Raw genomic sequence first — 16585 nt, 5'->3', positions numbered from 1 at the left:
GTGCACAGTCCCGCGATGCTCGCGCCGATCACGCAGCCGGTCCGGTCCAGGGTGCTGACTTCGGTGAAGTCCATCCCGGCCGCGCGGCAGCGTCAGCCGAACCGGGCCGCGAGACGCCGGTACAGCGCCGGTGCCGCGCCGTGCAGCCGGCCGGGCAGACGGAGCCAGCCAGGTACATACACCTCGTCGCGGTTGTGGGTGATGGCCTGCCAGACGGCTTCGGCGACTCGTTCGGCCGGTACCGGTCTGGGGCGCGAGCGTAGGTACGGAGCGCCGCGTCGTTCGAAGAACGGGGTGTCCACGACCCCGGGCATGACATGGCTGATGCCCACGCCCGTGCCGCGCAACTCGTAGCGGAGCGCCTCGGCGAAGGTGCCGAGGGCGGCCTTGGCGGCGGAGTAGACGGCCTCGTCACGGACCCCGAGGCAGCCCGCGACGGAGCCGATGAGCACCACGCGGCCGGTGCCCTGGCTGACCATGCCCGGCAGCAGGAGCCGTACCAGATGCACCGGCGCCAGTACATCGACGGAGAACACCTCGTCGATGACCCCCGGCGGCATGGTCTCGAACGGCCCCGCCCAGCCGATGCCGGCCCCGGCCACCAGCAGATCAACCCGGCCGGCGGAGTCCAGAACGTACTCGGCGAGCCGCCGGTCCGCTCCCGGCTCGGCCAGATCCGTGGGGAAGGCGGCGGCCGAGGTGTCGTTGGCGCTCTGGTCGAGGTCCTGGGCGACCCGCTCGAGCCGCGTCCGGTCGCGCCCGTTGAGTACGAGGTGCCAGTTGCCCTCCGCCGCCAGGCGCCGCGCGACGGCGGCGCCGATGCCCGAGGAGGCGCCCGTCACCAGGGCCACGCTCGTTGCGGGTGCCGACGCATCGGCCAGGTGCGGGTGGGTGTCCGTGTCCGTCCCGGCCGTGGTGCCGATGGGCCCGGTGGCTGCGGAGCCGGTTGGGGATGAGTTGTGGGGCACGGTAGTCGTCCTCTGCAACCGGGGCCATATGTCGGTTGGTGACGGGGTACTCCGGGCTCAGTGTACGAAGAGACTGCCCTGCCCGCCCGGCCCGTGCACGGGCAGTCGTACGTCGCCGCTCGCGCCCACCTGCCCCAATCCCTGGTAGGAAGCGCAGGCCGAGGGGTACTACGAGTGTCATGGGCGATTCACTTTCCGGGCTTTCGGAACCTTCCGGACTTTCCTTCGCCGAGGCGTACGGGCTTCCGGGTACCGGCCGGGCGCACCACCCTGTCCCCTCCGTCGCTGTCCTCGTGGAATTGCTCAGGAACGGCGCGGCCGGCGGTCACGTCAAGTGCTGGGAGCACTTCGCCGAAGCCGCGGCCCGGCACACCGGGCCCGGCGCCGGTGTCGACCTGACCGTGTACGTCCTCGGCGAGCGGGAGGGTGTGGAGCCGCTGTCGCCCCGCGTACGGTTCGTCAGCCTGCGGCCGGTGCTCAGCACGGCGGCCCTGATGCCCGCGGTCGGCGGAGTCGACATCGTCGATCTCGCGCCCTTCCACCCCGGGCTGTCCAGACTGCTGCCCCGTCACGACGTCTGGCACCTCACGCACACCTTCGCCTTCGCCTCGACGGCGGCCTTGCTGGTCCGCCGCGCTGACCGGGGCAGGACACCGGCACGACCGGGCGTGGTGGGTTCGCTCCACACGGACGTCCCAGCCCTGGCGTCCGTGTACCTGAAGCAGATGCTCGGCAGGACCCCGGCCCTGGCCTGGATGGACGGGCGGTTCCCCGGCGGGGGCGCGCCGGAGGCGGTCGCCTGGCTGGCCCGGCGGCGGCGTGACCGGCTGATCCGGATGTGCGACCGGGTGCTGGTCGCCTCGCCGAACGACCGCGCCAAGATCACCGCGCTGACGGACCCGGACCGGGTCTCCCAGCTGCGGCGCGGCATCGACCGCGAGCGGTTCCGGCCCGATCCGTGGGCCCGCGGCGCCCTCGCCCGGACCCACGGCGTGCCCCTGGACCGGCCGCTCATCCTGTTCGTGGGCCGCGTGGACGCCTCCAAGCGTGCCCTGCTGCTCGCCGAGGCGGTGGACCGGATGAGACGTCGGGGGCATGCCGTACATCTGCTGATGGTCGGCACGGGTGCCGACCGGGGCCGGGTCGCGGAGCTGCTCGGCCGCGACGTGACGCTGCTCGAGCCGCAGCCTCAGGAGTGGCTGGCCAGGGTGTACGCCGGATGCGATGTGTTCGCCTTCCCGTCCCGGACGGAGACCGTCGGCAATGTCGTCGCCGAGGCGATGGCCTGCCGCCTCCCCGTGGTGCTGCCCGCGGGTGCCCGGACCACGCAGTGGCTGGCCGGGCCGGGGCGGGACGGCCTGGTCGTACGGCACGACGACGCGGAGGGCTGGGCGCAGGTGCTGACCGAGCTGGTGACGCGACCGGAGCTGCGCGATGTGGTGGGGGAGCGGGCGGTCGCCACGGCCCGGCACCGGCACCCCACCTGGGCTCAGGTGTTCGCCGACGACCTGCTGCCGGTCTGGTACGAGGCGGCGGCCATCGGATCGGCCATACGCCGCATGTGAGCCCGAGCTGGTGGCCGCCGACGCCCACCACGACGGGAAAGCGCGCTACGGCCGCAAGTCCGTCGTGTGCTCGGTAGCCGCGCGCCCGCCGCCGGAACCGTCAGCAGGCGAGGAATGGTGCGTCTGGCGTGGGTGCAGCGCGGCGATCAGGGGCGACGAGTTGAGCCGTACGATCCCGAAGACCGTGAGGCACACACCCAGGACCGTAAAAGCCGAGGTGGGCCAGCCGTGGTTCAGTGACTCCCCGAACAACGTCGTGCCGGTCGCGATGGCCACGGCCGGTTCCGTCGCGTCGATCACCGTCATCGTGGCGGCCAGCGGCCCCGCCTGGAACGCGCTCTGGATCAGCAGCAGCCCGGTGAAACTGGCGATGACCAGCAGATACGTCTGCCAGGCCGTGAACACCGCGAGCAGGCCCCGTTCCACGTGCGCGACGGTGATGGTCAGCAGCACGGACTGGAAACCCATCACCGCTCCGCCGGCCAGGGCCACGAGTGACGCCCGCCACGTACCGCTCACGAACCGGCGTGCCACCAGCGCGCAGAGCGTCACTCCGCAGACCGAGCCCAGCGTCATCAGCCAGGGGCCGAGATCCGCGTCCGTCGAGCTGCCGCCGTGCGGCCGTGCGGTGGAAAGGGCGACCGCCAGACCGGCCGCCACCGCGAATGTGCCGATCCACTCCCGAACGCCCAGCCGTTTGTGGCTGAGCCGCGCGGACAGCGGGACCGCGAAGATCAGCTCGCAGACGATCAGCGGCTGCACAAGGCTGAGCGGTGCGGAAGACAGGGCCAGGGCCTGGAATCCGTAGGCGATGAAGGCGAAGGCGATCCCGGACAGCCACAGCGGCCGCCGGACCAGATGGCTGAGCAGGGTCCAGGAGAGCGCTTCCTCGGCGGGCCGGGCGCTGGCTGCCCGCTGCTGGAGCACTCCTGCCAGGGCGAAGCAGGCGCCCGCGGCGAGTGCGGCGAGGACGGCGACCGGCATACCGGGCCCTGTTCCGGGACTCGCGGCCAGTCAGTGCTGCGGCCCGGGCGGCTTGGTGTGGGCGGCAGGCCGGGTGTGGACGTACAGCTGGCGGCGGTCGCCGAGGGCGGTGTGCGGCGGCAGGGGCAGTTCGTAGCGGACCGGGCGGGCGTGGTCGGCGAGTTGTCGCTGCGGGTTGTAGACCCGGTTGAACTTCCACAGCATGCGGGCGAAGTTCGTCTGGCCGTGGGCGAGGTTGCGGCCGAGGACGCGTGCCGCGGCGAAGGCGGTGCGCAGACCGAGGTGCTTCTGGTGCAGTACGGCCTGGGTGCGGACCAGCTCCCGGTAGAAGACGTCGAGCGGCAGTGCCGTGGGCACGACGGCGTGCTGGATGTCGAAGAGCCGGTAGTCGCGGGTGGTCAGCCGGCGCGCCTCGGTGTGCCAGATCTCCGTACCGGGATACGGCGTCATCACGGTGAGGTGGACGATCTCCGGTACGGACAGCGCGAACTCGCGGACGATCCGGAAGCGTTCCTCGTCCCAGGCCGGGTCCACGATCAGGTTGATGGCGACGCTGATGCCGAGCTTGCGCGCCGTCTCCAGGGCGTGAAAGTTCTCGTCCGGGCTGACCCGTTTGCGGTACAGCTCAAGGCCCTCCTCATCGAGCGCCTCCATGCCGAGGAACATGTAGCTCAGCCCCAGCCGGGCCCAGCGCTCGAAGACCTCCGTGTGGCGCAGCAGCACGTCGCTGCGGGTCTCCAGGTAGTAGCGCTTACGGATCCCCCGACGTTCCACCTGCGCGGCGATGGCATCGCCGTGCTCGGGGCGGATGAAGGCGACGTCGTCGACGATGAACACGTTCGGCTCGTGGATGGAGGCGAGCTCGTCGGCCGCCGCTTCCGGGGACGCCTTGCGGTAGCTGCGGCCGTAGAAGGTCCACGCCGAGCAGAACGAGCAGTCCCAGGGGCAGCCGCGGGTGAACTCGATGGAGGCGCACGGGTCGAGTTCTCCGATGAAGTACCGGCGGCGGTGACGCATGAGGTCGCGGGCCGGTCGCGGCGTGTCGATGCCGTGCAGCAGCTGCGGGGCGGGTCCGTGGCCGTTCGCGGTGACCACGCCCGGGACGCCGTCCACACCGCCGTCACGGACCGCTTCGAGCAGCGGGGCCACGGCCGGTTCGCCCTCCCCGCGGACCACCGCGTCGACAGCTCCCTCCGCCTGGGCGAGCACGTCCTCGGCGACGAAGGAGACGCTGTGGCCGCCGAAGAAGACGAAACAGCCGGGCACGGCCCGTTTCGTCCACTCGGCGATCTCGATGGCCTCAGGAATGTTGGCGAGGTAGTTCAGCGAGATGCCGAGCGCTTCCGGCTGGAAGGACGCCAGTTCCGACCGCAGATCCGCCTGGTCGAGCACCTGGAGGTCCACCACCCGTACCTGATGACCTGCGTCGCGGGCGGCGCCGGCCACTCGTTCAAGACCGAGTGGTTCCAGCCTCAGGAAGATCTCCGAGTACAGCAGGGCGCTGGGGTGGACGAGCAGTAGGCGCATGGATCACCTCGGGATGGAGACGGCTGCCGCTGTTCAAACAATGCCAAAGTGCACAGTGTTTGGCTTCTCGGGATATTTCGTTTGCCACTACCGCGTACCCCTCCGAACCACCCCGACGGCTCGGCGGAAACCGCGGCGCCTCGTCCCCGTGGTCCAGGGCTCAGCTCGGCGGCAGCGGCGAGGGGCGCACCAGACCGGACTGGTAGGCGATGACGACCAGCTGGGCACGGTCGCGGGCGTCGAGCTTGGTCATCGCGCGCTGCACGTGGGTGCGGACGGTCAGCGGGCTGAGGAAGAGGACGTCGGCGATCTCCGCGTTCGACTTGCCCTCGGCGGCCAGGGCCATCACCTCGCGTTCGCGGGCCGTCAACGCGGCGAGGCGTTCGGGCGGAGCCAGATGAGGGCCGGCCTCCGGGGTGGTGAGGAAGCGCGTGATGAGGCTGCGGGTGGCCACGGGCGAGAGGAGCGACTCGCCGGCGGCCACGGTGCGGATGCCGTCGAGGAGCACGTCCGCGGTGACGTCCTTGCCGAGGAAGCCGCTCGCGCCGGCGCGCAGGGCCTGGGCGACGTACTTGTCGGTCTCGAACGTGGTGAGGATCAGCACGCGCGTGGCGGACAGGTCCGGGTCGGCGCAGAGGGCGGCTGTCGCGGCCAGACCGTCCATGCCGGGCATACGGATGTCCATGAGGACGACGTCGGGGTGGTGGACGCTGGTGAGGTCCAGGGCTTCCCTGCCGTCGGTGGCCTCGGCGGCCACCTCCATGTCCTCGCAGGAGTCGATCAGGATTCTGAAGGTCGCCCGCAGCAGGGCCTGGTCGTCGGCGAGCAGTACGCGGATGGTCATGTGGTCTGTTCCTTCGGTGCTGCGTACTGGGCGTTCTGGGCGGCCTGGGGATGCAGGGGCAGTGTGGTGGTGACCTCGAAACCACCCTGGGGGCGGGGGCCGGCACAGAGCTCGCCGCCGACGGACTGCGCGCGTTCCCGCATGCCGACGAGGCCGAAGCCGCGTCCCGCGTCCAGGGCGGCGGGGGCCGTGGCGGCGCCGCGGACGCGTCGAGCCCGGCGGCAGCCCCAACCACATGTCGCATTCTCGCCAGCCCTCGCCATGACCATGGCCGATGCTGGAGGCATGCAGAACGGGACGTACAACGGGACACGGAACGCCATGCACACCGACACCGAGCGCTGCGTACGGGCCGTCCAGTCGAAGGACGCCCGCTTCGACGGCTGGTTCTACACCGCGGTGCTGACGACCCGGATCTACTGCCGGCCCAGCTGCCCGGTCGTGCCGCCGAAGCCGGAGAACATGACGTTCTACCCGAGCGCGGCAGCCTGCCAGCAGGCCGGATTCCGGGCCTGCAAGCGCTGCCGCCCCGACACCAGCCCCGGCTCGCCCGAATGGAACCAGCGCGCCGACCTGGTCGCCCGCGCGATGCGGCTGATCGGCGACGGAGTCGTGGACCGCGAGGGCGTCCCCGGTCTCGCGACGCGGCTCGGCTACAGCACCCGGCAGATCGAACGCCAGCTCCTCGCCGAACTGGGCGCAGGCCCGCTCGCCCTCGCCCGAGCCCAGCGCGCCCACACCGCCCGCCTCCTCATCGAGACGACCCCGGTCCCGATGGCCGAGATCGCCTTCGCGGCGGGCTTCGCCTCCATCCGCACATTCAACGACACGGTCCGCGAGGTCTTCGCCCTCGCACCGAGCGAACTACGCGCCCGGGTGCCCAAGAACCGCGCCAACTCGCCTGGTACGCCAGGGGTATTGGCTCTACGCCTCCCCTTCAGGGCCCCGCTCAACCCCGACAACCTCTTCGGTCACCTCGTCGCCACCGCTGTTCCCGGCGTCGAGGAATGGCGCGACGGCGCATACCGCCGCACCCTGCGCCTGCCCTACGGCCACGGCGTCGTCGCCCTCACCCCCAAGTCCGACCACATCGGCTGCCGGCTCAGCCTCAGCGACATGCGCGACCTGACCGTCGCCATCAGCCGCTGCCGCCGCATGCTCGACCTCGACGCCGACCCGGTCGCGGTCGACGACCAGTTGCGTACGGACCCGCAGCTCGCCCCGCTCGTCGACAAGGCGCCGGGCCGCCGGGTGCCGCGTACCGTCGACGAGGCCGAGTTCGCGATCCGCGCGGTGCTCGGCCAGCAGGTGTCCACGGCCGCCGCCCGAACGCACGCCGCACGTCTGGTCACGGCGCACGGCGAGGCGGTCGACGACCCCGAAGGCGGCCTCACCCATCTCTTCCCCTCCCCCGGGGCACTGGCCGCGCTCGACCCCGCCTCGCTCGCGATGCCGGCCACACGGCGCACCACCTTCACCACGCTTGTACGCCAACTCGCCGACGAATCCCTCCACTTGGGTGTCGAGAGCGACTGGGAGGAGACCCGCGCCCGGCTGCTCGCACTGCCCGGCTTCGGCCCGTGGACCGTCGACGTCATCGCGATGCGCGCCCTCGGAGATCCCGACGCCTTCCTGCCCACCGACCTCGGAGTCCGGCGCGCGGCCGAGGAGTTGGGCCTGCCGTCCACGCCCGCCGCGCTCACGGCCCGCGCCGCGGCCTGGCAGCCCTGGCGGGCCTACGCCGTCCAGTACCTCTGGGCGACCGGCGACCACCCGATCAACTTCCTTCCCGTATGAGCCAGTACAGAACAGCAGAAGCCACTACAGGCCTGCACAAGTCACCAAAGGACATTCAGTGAAACAGCACACCGTGATCGACAGCCCCTACGGCTCCCTCACCCTCGTCGCCACCGACGGCATCCTGTCCGGCCTCTACATGACCGACCAGCGCCACCGCCCACCGGAGGAGAACTTCGGCGCACCCGACGACACGCCCTTCGGCGAGACGATCGACCAGCTGAAGGCCTACTTCGCAGGCGAGTTGAAGGAGTTCGACCTGCCCCTGCGCCTCGACGGCACACCGTTCCAGCGCACGGTCTGGGAACAGCTCCGCCGCATCCCCTACGGCGAGACCCGCTCGTACGGCGAACTCGCCGACGCCCTCGGCAACGCCAAGGCCTCCCGCGCCGTGGGCCTCGCCAACGGCAGGAACCCGGTCGGCATCATCGTGCCCTGCCACCGGGTCGTGGGCGCGAACGGCAGCCTCACGGGCTACGGCGGCGGCCTGGACCGCAAGAAGCGACTGCTGGACTTCGAGCGGGGCACCGCCCTCTTCTAGCCGGCCGACCGCTACGCCCGCCCTGACCGCTTCGTCAATCGGAGGTCAGGGCGGCAGTCAAGCGGCGATCTTGCGCAGCAGCTCCGGCAGGGCCGTCCCGATCGGCTCCCGTACGACCTCGTCGGCCTGGTCGTCGTACGGCGTCGGCTCGGCGTTGACGATGACCAGCCGCGCCCCGTGCTCGGCGGCGAGACCGGCGAGCCCCGCCGCGGGCTGGACCTGGAGGCTGGTCCCGACGGCGATGAACACCTGGCAGGCCTTGGTGATGGCGACCGCCTCACCGAGGACCACGGGGTCGAGCCGCTCGCCGAACATCACCGTCGCCGACTTCAGGACCCCGCCGCACTCCAGGCACGGCGGGTCCTCCTCGCCCGCCGCGACCCGCGCCAGGGCGTCCTCCATCGGGGCCTTCGCCTGGCAGCCCGTACACACCACGGCCCGTGCGGTCCCGTGCAGTTCGAGCACCTTCCGGGCCGGCATCCCGGCGAGCTGATGCAGTCCGTCCACGTTCTGCGTGATCACCCGCACCGGCACCCCGGCCTGCTCCAGCTCGGTCACCGCCCGGTGCGCGGCGTTCGGCTCGGCCTGGAGCGTCCGGTTCTTCCGCCGCATCTGCCAGGAGCGCCGGCGGATCTCCGGATCGCCCATGTAGTACTCGTACGTGACGAACTTCTCGGCTTCGGGATCGCGCCGCCACAGTCCGTTCGGCCCGCGATAATCAGGGATCCCGGAATCTGTGGATACTCCTGCGCCACTGAGGATAGCTACGAGGGGCCTCTTCATGGGCCGAGAGTAGGACGCTCGACCGTCTTGTGGCGAGCGAGTATCCCTGTAGACCGGTTCCGGCCCCTCTTCGAGTATCGCGCCTTCTGTCCCGGGGAGCGGTACCACCAGTAGTATCTCGCGGACACCAAAAACCCGAACGGGTAATGCGGCCTGGGCTGGACCGGCGTGTCCTGCCCGATGGGCGTGGCCAAGGTGGTCGTGATCATCCTGATCTCTAGCACGCTCGCGGTCCGCAAGCACCGCCGACCCGGTTGATAGCTCCGCTTCCCGTGAGCAGTAGCTCAGTCCCGAATAAGGGCGATGGCCCTGAGGATAAGAGTCGGGGAGTCGGTGAACGGATCTGAGGTCGCTCGTGCCGATGGGCGCCCCAGATGGGCCGTGCTGGTCTGAAATGGGAGTAACTTCTGGCGGTCAGCCTCTTCGTTTCCCTACCATCTGAGATACAGAAACCGAAGATATCTCAAGTAAGAAACCTTTTTCGCGCTCAGCCTCAGCAAATTTGACACCCAGGCACCGGCCCTTGACGGTCCGGTGCCAGGTCGTGGAGTACCCGCCCCACCCGGCCCGGAACCTTCTCCGGCGTGGAGGGCGCGGCTCTCTCGCGGAACCTGTCGGCGGCGTACTCGCGCCGCCGAGCGGACCGACTTCCACCACGTGCACGCTACCGAGGTCCACACCCTCACCCCGAGGTTCGGACCTCACCGTGACGGCACACGGCCACGCCGCGCCCGAAAAGCCTGAAACCCTCAGGCACACACAGAGTTCCCGAGACGCTTGTCCATGAGCCGATCCGATCAGAGCCAGCGGATATATGGTCTCGTCAGGGAGTCGGCACCCCGTACGTCCGGTCGTAATGGTGGGCCACCAGGTGCCCGGCGCCGTCGCTGGCGAGCTGCCAGTCGTGGACGCCGGTCTCCACACCGTCGGTGAAGTTCCACAGGAGCCTGCCCCGAGCGGCGTCGATCGCGTAGAAGCCGTTGTTGTTCCGGAAGGCCGGGACGTAGACCTCACGGGGGCCCGCGACGATCGGGTGGTCGGTGTTGAGGCGCGGCGTCGGGCAGAACCAGCGCTCGGAGCCGTTCGCCGCGTTGTAGGCGTACACCCCGGAGGGGTCCGTGCCGGTGGCGTAGACCGTGTTGCCGGCGACGCCGAGGGAGGCGAACTGGCCACGTTCGGCGCGCACGTTCCAGCGGAGCCTGCCGGTGGCGAGGTGCAGCGCCTGGAGTTCCCGGCCGACGGCGAAGACGGTTCGGCCCAGCACCGCCAGACCCGGCCGGAGATCGTAGCCGACGGGATGCCTCCACCGAACACTGTCGCCGCCGCTGGTGTTCCGGGCGGTCACATTGCGAAACCCGTCGGCATAGATGAAATTGCCGGGGAAGACGACCGGTTCCAGCGGGATACCGACGTCCTCTGGGCTGATGGGGGTGATGAGTGCCTGGCCGGCCTCGATGTCGATGCCGAAGACCGTGTTCGTGGACGTCGCGACGCCCTGCTTGTCGGACTGGCGCTGGAGTCGGAGGCCGAAGACGACGATGTCGCGGTCGCTGACCTTGCCGAACAGCGTGTCGAACCGGTAGTCCGTTCCGAAGTCGAACGTGAAACGTTCCGTGCCCTTGTCCGGGTCGACACCGATCACCGTCGAGCCCTCGCCCAGCGCGACCGCGGCGCCCTGGGCGAAAACGACCGGGGTGGGCGACTGGCTGATGCCCCGGTAGACCCACTTGGGCCGTGTTCCGTCCTTGAGGTCGAGGGCGACCATGTTGCCGGGGCGGGTCTTCACCAGAGCCGTGCCGCCCTTGAAGACGGCCGGTGTCTGAAGCAGCGGATCACTGCGATATGTCCAGAGCGGTCGCGGAGCCGGGCCGAGTGGTTCCACGGCCTGCCCGTCCGGCTTGGGCTCTCGGGTGATCAGCAGGGCGGTGCTGACGACGGCGGCGGTGGCGCCCGCCGACGCGGCGAGAATCGCCCGCCGGGAGAGGCCGCGTCGCGAAGGGGCCTGGCGACGCGCGGGGGAGGCGGCGGGTTCGGGCTCCCGGGGCCGGGGGATGGCGGGCGCCTCGGACACGTGGCCCGCGTCGTAGGAGTGGGCTGCCGGCGGCGCCGCCGGGGTGGAGGGCGTCCCGTACCGGCCGTACGGGCGCGACCCCGGACCGTTGTCGCCGGCGGAGATGGCGACCCGGTGGCGCGACGGGGTGCGCGATGGGATGTCGAGAGCCGTCAGTGCCGCCGTGCGACGGGCGATCGACGACGCCACCGGTGCGGGCAGCCAGCCGCGCCTCAGCGTCTGCTCCACTCCGACGGGTGCGCAGGCCGCGTACAGCCGGTCCGGAGTGATCCGAAGACGCGGATCCTTGGGGAGACACTGGCTGATGATCTCGTCCAGCGGCCTGGGTACGCCTGTCAGGTCGGGCGCGTCGTGCACGACCTGGTAGAGAAGGGTGGCCGCCGCGGAGCCGATGAACGGGGCGTGACCGGACGCGGCGTACGTGAGCACCGAACCGAGGGAGAAGATGTCCCCGGCCGGCCCGGCGGGAGCACCGGTGGCCTGCTCGGGACACATGTACTCGAGGGACCCGAAAATGGTTCCGGCGTTGGTGAGGTCATAGCCGTCGTTCGCCCGGACTATGCCGAAGTCGATGACGCGCGGACCGTCGGCGGCGAGCAGCACATTGGACGGCTTCAGGTCGCGGTGCACCAGTCCCGCCGAGTGCACGTCGAGCAGTGCCTCCGCGGCGCAGGCTCCCAGCGCGAGTACCGATGGCACCGGTAACGGCCCGTGCTCGGCGACCGCCTCTTCCAGGGTCGGCCCGGGTATGTAGGGGGTGGCCAGCCAGGGCGTCGCGGCATCCGGATCGGCGTCGACCAAGGGCACCGTGTATCTGCCGCCGACTGCCTGCGCGGCCGCCACCTCACGACGGAAACGGATACGGAAGGTCCGGTCCGCAAGCTTCTCGGGGCGGATGACCTTGACCGCGACCGCGCGTCCGTACGAGGACGTGGCCAGATAGACCTGTCCCATGCCCCCCGCGCCGAGCCGCGCCAGAAGGCGATAGGGACCTAGCTCCTCGGGATCGTCTCGGCCGAGTGGTTCCATGACCTCAGCTGCCTGTTCTCGGGGCATGCGCAGGGTGCCCCAGCTCTGGGACGAGGTGTGCGGGGCAGGATCACCCGGGCGCACTTGAAAGTTAGAATAGGTGCCTGAGTGGCAATTGGGGACCATTTTCAGGAAGTTGTTTGGCCGAAACGGTCAACTCCCGTAGTCAGGCCGCCCGGTGGCCGTTCTCCAACTCGGCCGTCCCCGATCCCTCAGCGAGTGCGTCGAGGGCGGCCAGTACCCGCCGCCCCGTGGCGCTCGGCAGGTACTCGCCGACTTGGTCGCGCGCGACTAGACGCCAGGACAGCAGTTCCTCCTCCTGGAGGCGGATCGCCTTGAACTGGTCCTCGCGCAGAACACCGCCGTCGTACAGATATGCGACGATCGGCGGACGCCCGGCACCCGGCACCCAGTCCACCGCGAGCAGCCGGCCGATCTCCAGATCCAGGCCGATCTCCTCCGCGGTCTCCCGGCGGGCGCCCTGCCGAGGAGTCTCCCCGTCGTCGGACTCGACGGTCCCGCCGGGCAGCGCCCACCCCTCGCGGTAGTTGGGCTCCACGAGCAGCACACGGCCCTCGGCGTCGCGGATGAGCGCGGCGGCACCGACGAGGACACGGGGGAGACCGGCGATGTACGTGGCGTAGTCAGGAGGAAGCGTCATTGGGGCAGCGTAACGAGGCCTTCACGCGCCCAGCTCCGCCAACCGCACCGTCCGCTCGGCCAGTTCACTGATCCGTACGCCGTCGAAGCCGAACACCGCGCTGCGGACCCTGTTCTCGAGGGGGTCCTTCCACTGCGGGGGGATCGCGGTGGCGCCGTTGAGGACGCCCGTGACCGAGCCCGCGGTGGCGCCGTTCGAGTCGGTGTCGAGGCCCCCTCGTACGGTCAGGGTGATCGTGCGGGTGAAGTCGCCGTCTCCGTACAGGAGTCCGGCGGTCAGCACCGCGGCGTTCGGGATGGTGTGGATCCAGCCGAGGCCGGAGGTCTCCTCGGCGAGGGTGGTGAGCGTGTCCTCCCAGGGCAGCCGGGACTCGTGGAGCGAGAGCACCCGGCGTACGGTCCGGGACAGACGGCTGCTCGCCGGGATCACCGTCAGCGCGGTGTCCAGGGCCGACCGTACGGTCGGCGCGGTGAACGCGGCGGCCACCAGCGCCGCCGCCCACATCGCGCCGTACACGCCGTTGGCGGTGTGCGACAGGACGGCGTCGCGGCGGGCGAGGGAGGCCGCGCGTCGAGGGTCGCCCGGGCTGGTCCAGCCGTAGATGTCGGCGCGGATGAGGGCGCCGATCCATTCCTGGTAGGGGTTGTCGTAGGTGGCCGTCAGCGGCGGCTTCAGCCCGTTGGCGAGATTGCGGTACGTGGCCCGCTCCGCCGTGAACGTCTGGAGGTACGGCAGCCGCAGCAGCCACAGCTCGCCGACCTGCTCGGTGCTGAAGTCGAAGCCGTGCGTCTCCAGGAGGTCCAGGCCGAGGATCGCGTAGTCGACGTCGTCGTCGCGGCAGCTGCCGTGGATACGGCCGCGCACGCACTGGCGCCACTCGGGGCGCAGCTCGAAGCCCTCGCTCTCGTCGGCCGGCTCGGGCAGATAGTCGGTGAGGGGCAGGGCGGCGGCCTGCCGCAGATAGCGGTCGATACGGCCCCGCGTCCACAGGTCGCCCTGCTCGACCGGCTTGCCGAGCATGTTGCCCGAGATCCGGCCCAGCCAGCCCCCGAGGATGCGGTCCGCGAGCTCTGGCTCAGTGCCCACAGGGGTCATAGGAGAAGGTTTACCCAATTTGGCCGCAGGCTGCGCCCTGTAAGGGGCGCGGGCTCCGGTCAGGGCCCGGGAGAATGACCAGGCAAATCGAGCCACTACACTGCCCCACCTTTCGAGGCCGAGTACTACCGCTCACGCGGCTTCGTGTTCGTGGCCCAGGATGTGCGGGGCAAGTTCCGCTCGGGCGGCGAGACGCTCCCCTACGCCTACGACGTCGCCGACGCCTATGGCACGGTCGAGTGGATCACCCGTCAGCGCAGGTCCAACGGCCGTGTCGGGGTGACCGGACAGTCGTACTACGACTTCACGACCTGGGCCGCCGTGTCGAGCGGCCACCCGGCCATCAGGGCGGCCGTCCCGATGGTGACCGGCATCGACATCGGCGCCGGGCACGTCGGAGCGCGGTGGGTTCAGCAGGATCCGTACCTCGCCGGGCTGAACGACCTCCTACAGATCGGGACGAACAACAACGGCTACCTGGCCGACAGGACTGGAGAGCGGACTCCGTGGAGAACATCGTCGCCGCGGCCCGCGCACCAATCGGTGCGTGCCGGGCGGCCACCGACATGCTGGAGCGGTCCGCGGACCAGGGCTGTTACAACCCGTACGGCGACCGGCACCCATACCACACCACGACCATCCCAATCCTGCACTGGCAGAACTGGTACGACCCCGGCCTCGCCCCGCTCGGGCTGCGCGACTGGCGGCACTTCCGCTCCCTGGCCGGCCAACGCGACCTGCACTTCCTCCGCGTCGGATCGGCCGACCACTCGGGCCATCTGCTCCAGGACGTCGGTCGCGGCGACGAGCGCAACCCGTACCTGCAGGTCCGCCTCGGCCCCGCCAAGGGCAAGGACAGCGCCACCACACTCGGCCCCGTCTTTGTCACACCCGACGAACTCGAGCGCTACCGGGCGGGCAGCGCCTACCGCCTGCGGATGACGGCCTCCGTCAACGGCACCGTCGTCGGCGAGGACCTGTGGAGCTACATGGCGTTCAGCTACGCCCAGATGATCGCCTACGCCTCACGGGGCACCGAGGTCCGCACCGGCGACATCCTCGGCCCTTGCGCCGCGCTTAGTAGCACTAACAAAGCCTCTGGACGTGGCGGTGGGTGTGGGGTGCGGCGAAGCCGAGCACGAGCACGGCTACGGAGATCACCACGAACGCCACAGTCATGAACGCGAACAGCAACCTTCCGCCATGGCCGAACCAGGTCAGCCCGGCGACCACGAGCAGCAGGACCAGGGCCAGCGGGATGCGGACGGGGGCCAGCCCCGGGAACAGTGCGATCACCGCGCTCGCGGCGGCGGCGATGGAGATGCCGATGGTCAGTACGAAGTCGACCACCAGAGCGCTGATCGGTAGGAACGTCCACCGCGGCCAGCAGCCGCGGCCGCGCCCCCGCCCTTGGGGAAACGGCGCACCAGTTGCCAGTAGTTGGCGGTGACCACGACGACCGGTCCGATCACCAGGCTCATCGTGGGCAGTAGCAGTGCCAGGTCCCCGTGCAGGGCCCGCAGGGCGGCCTCGATCGCGTACGCAACGGAGGTCACCGGGTCGGCGATCACCGCGAAGGCGAACGCGAAGAACAGAACGGAACGGCGCGGGGTGTGTCCGCGCAGCTCGATCAAGGTCATGATGGCGGTGGGCGGGTTGATCAGGACTAATGCCACGGTGGCCCGAACTGTCTGGGGGAGCGAGGCGGGCGCCTCGCTCCGGCGGACGGCGACGCCCGCCAGGGCGAAGATCGCTACGACCACCCCCTCGTTGAGTACTGCGGCGAAGCGCAGGTCCGCGGGTGCGAGTCCGGCAGGCCCGACCAGGCGATCAGGCCCGTTCCGATCAGGCCGATGACCGCCCATTCCGGCGGCGCGCCGGGTGGGTCTGCGGCGCCCCGCCCGGACAGGAGCCAGGGCCGACATGTCGGTGCTGTTCGGCAGAAGCCACAGGGACAGGGCAAGACCGATGATCCCCACGAGGGCACCCAGGGTCATCATGAGGCGCCAAGTTCCTTCGACCCGCAGGGAGCCGACGACAAGTTGGGTGGCGATGCCCCCGACCGGGACTCCGAGCAGGACCAGCAGGATCGCGTGTTTGTGCCTCGCGGTGGCGTCCCGGGCGAAGCTCAGGACCAGCGGTATGGCGAGGCCCGTACCGATGCCTGTCAGTATTCGGAGGAGCCCCAATTGCCAAGGAGTTCCGGCCACCGCGCAGGCACCGGACCAGAGCGTGGACCACAGCAAAGCGGTGAGTGTCGCCTGCCGGCGCCCGAGACGGCGGGCCAGCGGCACAGCGGCGATGGCGCCTGCCGACATCGCCGGGAAGATCATGCTCCCGATCAGTCTGGCACCGCCAGGGGACAAATGCCGGCCGGGCTCGGCACGCAGGGCTTCGAGCAGATTGGGGAAGACGACGATCTGAAAGGTCTGCGCAGCCACGAGAACCAGTCCGAGCGGGAACCACACCGCGGTGCTGTCCTGGGCGTGACGGTGCTGGACGACATGCCGGGCCTCCAAGCGGAGAACGGAAGACGGGGGCGGCAACGGCGCGGAATCGGGAAGCCTGGGTGAGGTCTCTCGCGGTTCGGAGGTGCTCTCACCGTGCGCCGAGAAGACGCGCGGGACCAGGAAGAGGCGCCGTAGATGCCTGCGAGGAAGCTGCCGGCATGAGCCAGGCACCGGCATCCGCGGGTCAATGGGAGTGCCTTGACACAGCAT

14 protein-coding genes and 2 pseudogenes are annotated in these 16585 nt (G+C 70.3%); 5 read left to right on the top strand and 11 right to left on the bottom strand.

Features of this window, described 5'->3' with window-relative positions; all coding sequences use genetic code 11:
* Positions 1 to 92: 92 nt before the first annotated feature.
* Positions 93 to 968, bottom strand: coding sequence for an SDR family NAD(P)-dependent oxidoreductase (locus ACFYO0_RS26990; protein ID WP_388680882.1), 876 nt, complete (start codon positions 966 to 968; stop codon positions 93 to 95).
* A gap of 293 nt (positions 969 to 1261) precedes the next feature.
* Between ACFYO0_RS26990 and ACFYO0_RS26985 the strand changes: the two genes are divergently transcribed.
* Entirely contained in the window at positions 1262 to 2533 is a 1272-nt protein-coding gene (locus ACFYO0_RS26985; protein ID WP_388680879.1) for a glycosyltransferase, read from the top strand.
* Between the two features lie 45 nt (positions 2534 to 2578).
* On the opposite strand, the gene ACFYO0_RS26980 is transcribed toward ACFYO0_RS26985, so the two are convergent.
* From ACFYO0_RS26980 to ACFYO0_RS26965, 4 genes and pseudogenes are all read right to left on the bottom strand, one after another.
* Positions 2579 to 3517 carry a DMT family transporter gene (locus ACFYO0_RS26980; RefSeq protein WP_388680877.1) on the bottom strand — a complete coding sequence of 313 codons (939 nt, stop codon included), beginning with the start codon at positions 3515 to 3517 and terminating at the stop codon, positions 2579 to 2581.
* Between the two features lie 30 nt (positions 3518 to 3547).
* Positions 3548 to 5044: a hopanoid C-3 methylase HpnR gene (gene hpnR, locus ACFYO0_RS26975; protein ID WP_388680875.1), complete on the bottom strand. Its 1497-nt coding sequence runs from the start codon at positions 5042 to 5044 to the stop codon at positions 3548 to 3550.
* A 160-nt stretch (positions 5045 to 5204) separates the two neighbouring features.
* Complete coding sequence (locus ACFYO0_RS26970) at positions 5205 to 5888, bottom strand: response regulator (protein WP_388680872.1); 684 nt, start codon at positions 5886 to 5888, stop codon at positions 5205 to 5207.
* Positions 5885 to 6058, bottom strand: a pseudogene (locus ACFYO0_RS26965) (sensor histidine kinase); the annotation flags it as partial. The gene ACFYO0_RS26970 and the pseudogene ACFYO0_RS26965, both read right to left, overlap by 4 nt.
* 151 nt (positions 6059 to 6209) lie before the next feature.
* Here ACFYO0_RS26965 and ACFYO0_RS26960 point away from each other — a divergent pair.
* Positions 6210 to 7685, top strand: a complete 1476-nt coding sequence (locus tag ACFYO0_RS26960) for an AlkA N-terminal domain-containing protein (RefSeq protein ID WP_388681019.1) — start codon at positions 6210 to 6212, stop codon at positions 7683 to 7685.
* Between the two features lie 58 nt (positions 7686 to 7743).
* A complete protein-coding gene (locus ACFYO0_RS26955) occupies positions 7744 to 8226 on the top strand; it encodes a methylated-DNA--[protein]-cysteine S-methyltransferase (protein WP_388680869.1) in 483 nt (160 codons plus the stop codon).
* 57 nt (positions 8227 to 8283) lie between these two features.
* Here ACFYO0_RS26955 and ACFYO0_RS26950 read toward each other — a convergent pair whose 3' ends face one another.
* The 4 genes from ACFYO0_RS26950 to ACFYO0_RS26935 all read right to left on the bottom strand — a co-directional run bounded on the left by ACFYO0_RS26950 (position 8284) and on the right by ACFYO0_RS26935 (position 13865).
* On the bottom strand, positions 8284 to 9009 hold the full coding sequence (locus tag ACFYO0_RS26950) for an NAD-dependent deacetylase (RefSeq protein WP_388680866.1): 726 nt from the start codon (positions 9007 to 9009) through the stop codon (positions 8284 to 8286).
* Positions 9010 to 9832: 823 nt separating this feature from the next.
* Positions 9833 to 12136, bottom strand: a complete 2304-nt coding sequence (locus ACFYO0_RS26945) for a PQQ-binding-like beta-propeller repeat protein (protein ID WP_388680863.1) — start codon at positions 12134 to 12136, stop codon at positions 9833 to 9835.
* 139 nt (positions 12137 to 12275) lie between these two features.
* Positions 12276 to 12770, bottom strand: coding sequence for an NUDIX domain-containing protein (locus tag ACFYO0_RS26940; RefSeq protein WP_388680860.1), 495 nt, complete (start codon positions 12768 to 12770; stop codon positions 12276 to 12278).
* A 21-nt stretch (positions 12771 to 12791) separates the two neighbouring features.
* Positions 12792 to 13865, bottom strand: coding sequence for an ADP-ribosylglycohydrolase family protein (locus tag ACFYO0_RS26935; RefSeq protein WP_388680857.1), 1074 nt, complete (start codon positions 13863 to 13865; stop codon positions 12792 to 12794).
* 132 nt (positions 13866 to 13997) lie between these two features.
* Between ACFYO0_RS26935 and ACFYO0_RS26930 the strand changes: the two are divergent.
* Positions 13998 to 14318 (top strand): annotated as a pseudogene (locus ACFYO0_RS26930) (CocE/NonD family hydrolase); the annotation flags it as partial.
* 53 nt (positions 14319 to 14371) lie between these two features.
* Positions 14372 to 15046 (top strand): fumarylacetoacetate hydrolase family protein, encoded by a 675-nt coding sequence (locus ACFYO0_RS26925; RefSeq protein ID WP_388680854.1) that lies wholly within the window; start codon positions 14372 to 14374, stop codon positions 15044 to 15046.
* Here the strand turns inward: ACFYO0_RS26925 and ACFYO0_RS26920 are convergent.
* Complete coding sequence (locus tag ACFYO0_RS26920; RefSeq protein WP_388680851.1) at positions 14952 to 15215, bottom strand: hypothetical protein; 264 nt, start codon at positions 15213 to 15215, stop codon at positions 14952 to 14954. The two genes, ACFYO0_RS26925 and ACFYO0_RS26920, sit on opposite strands and share 95 nt — an antisense overlap.
* Complete coding sequence (locus ACFYO0_RS26915) at positions 15197 to 16384, bottom strand: MFS transporter (protein WP_388680848.1); 1188 nt, start codon at positions 16382 to 16384, stop codon at positions 15197 to 15199. The genes ACFYO0_RS26920 and ACFYO0_RS26915 overlap by 19 nt, the downstream gene beginning before the upstream one ends.
* Between the last annotated feature and the right edge of the window lie 201 nt (positions 16385 to 16585).

Origin of the sequence: Streptomyces sp. NPDC006365, from assembly GCF_042870755.1 — a bacterium.
Lineage (GTDB): Bacteria > Actinomycetota > Actinomycetes > Streptomycetales > Streptomycetaceae > Streptomyces > Streptomyces xiangluensis.
This window is presented reverse-complemented; position numbering and strand designations above follow the sequence as displayed.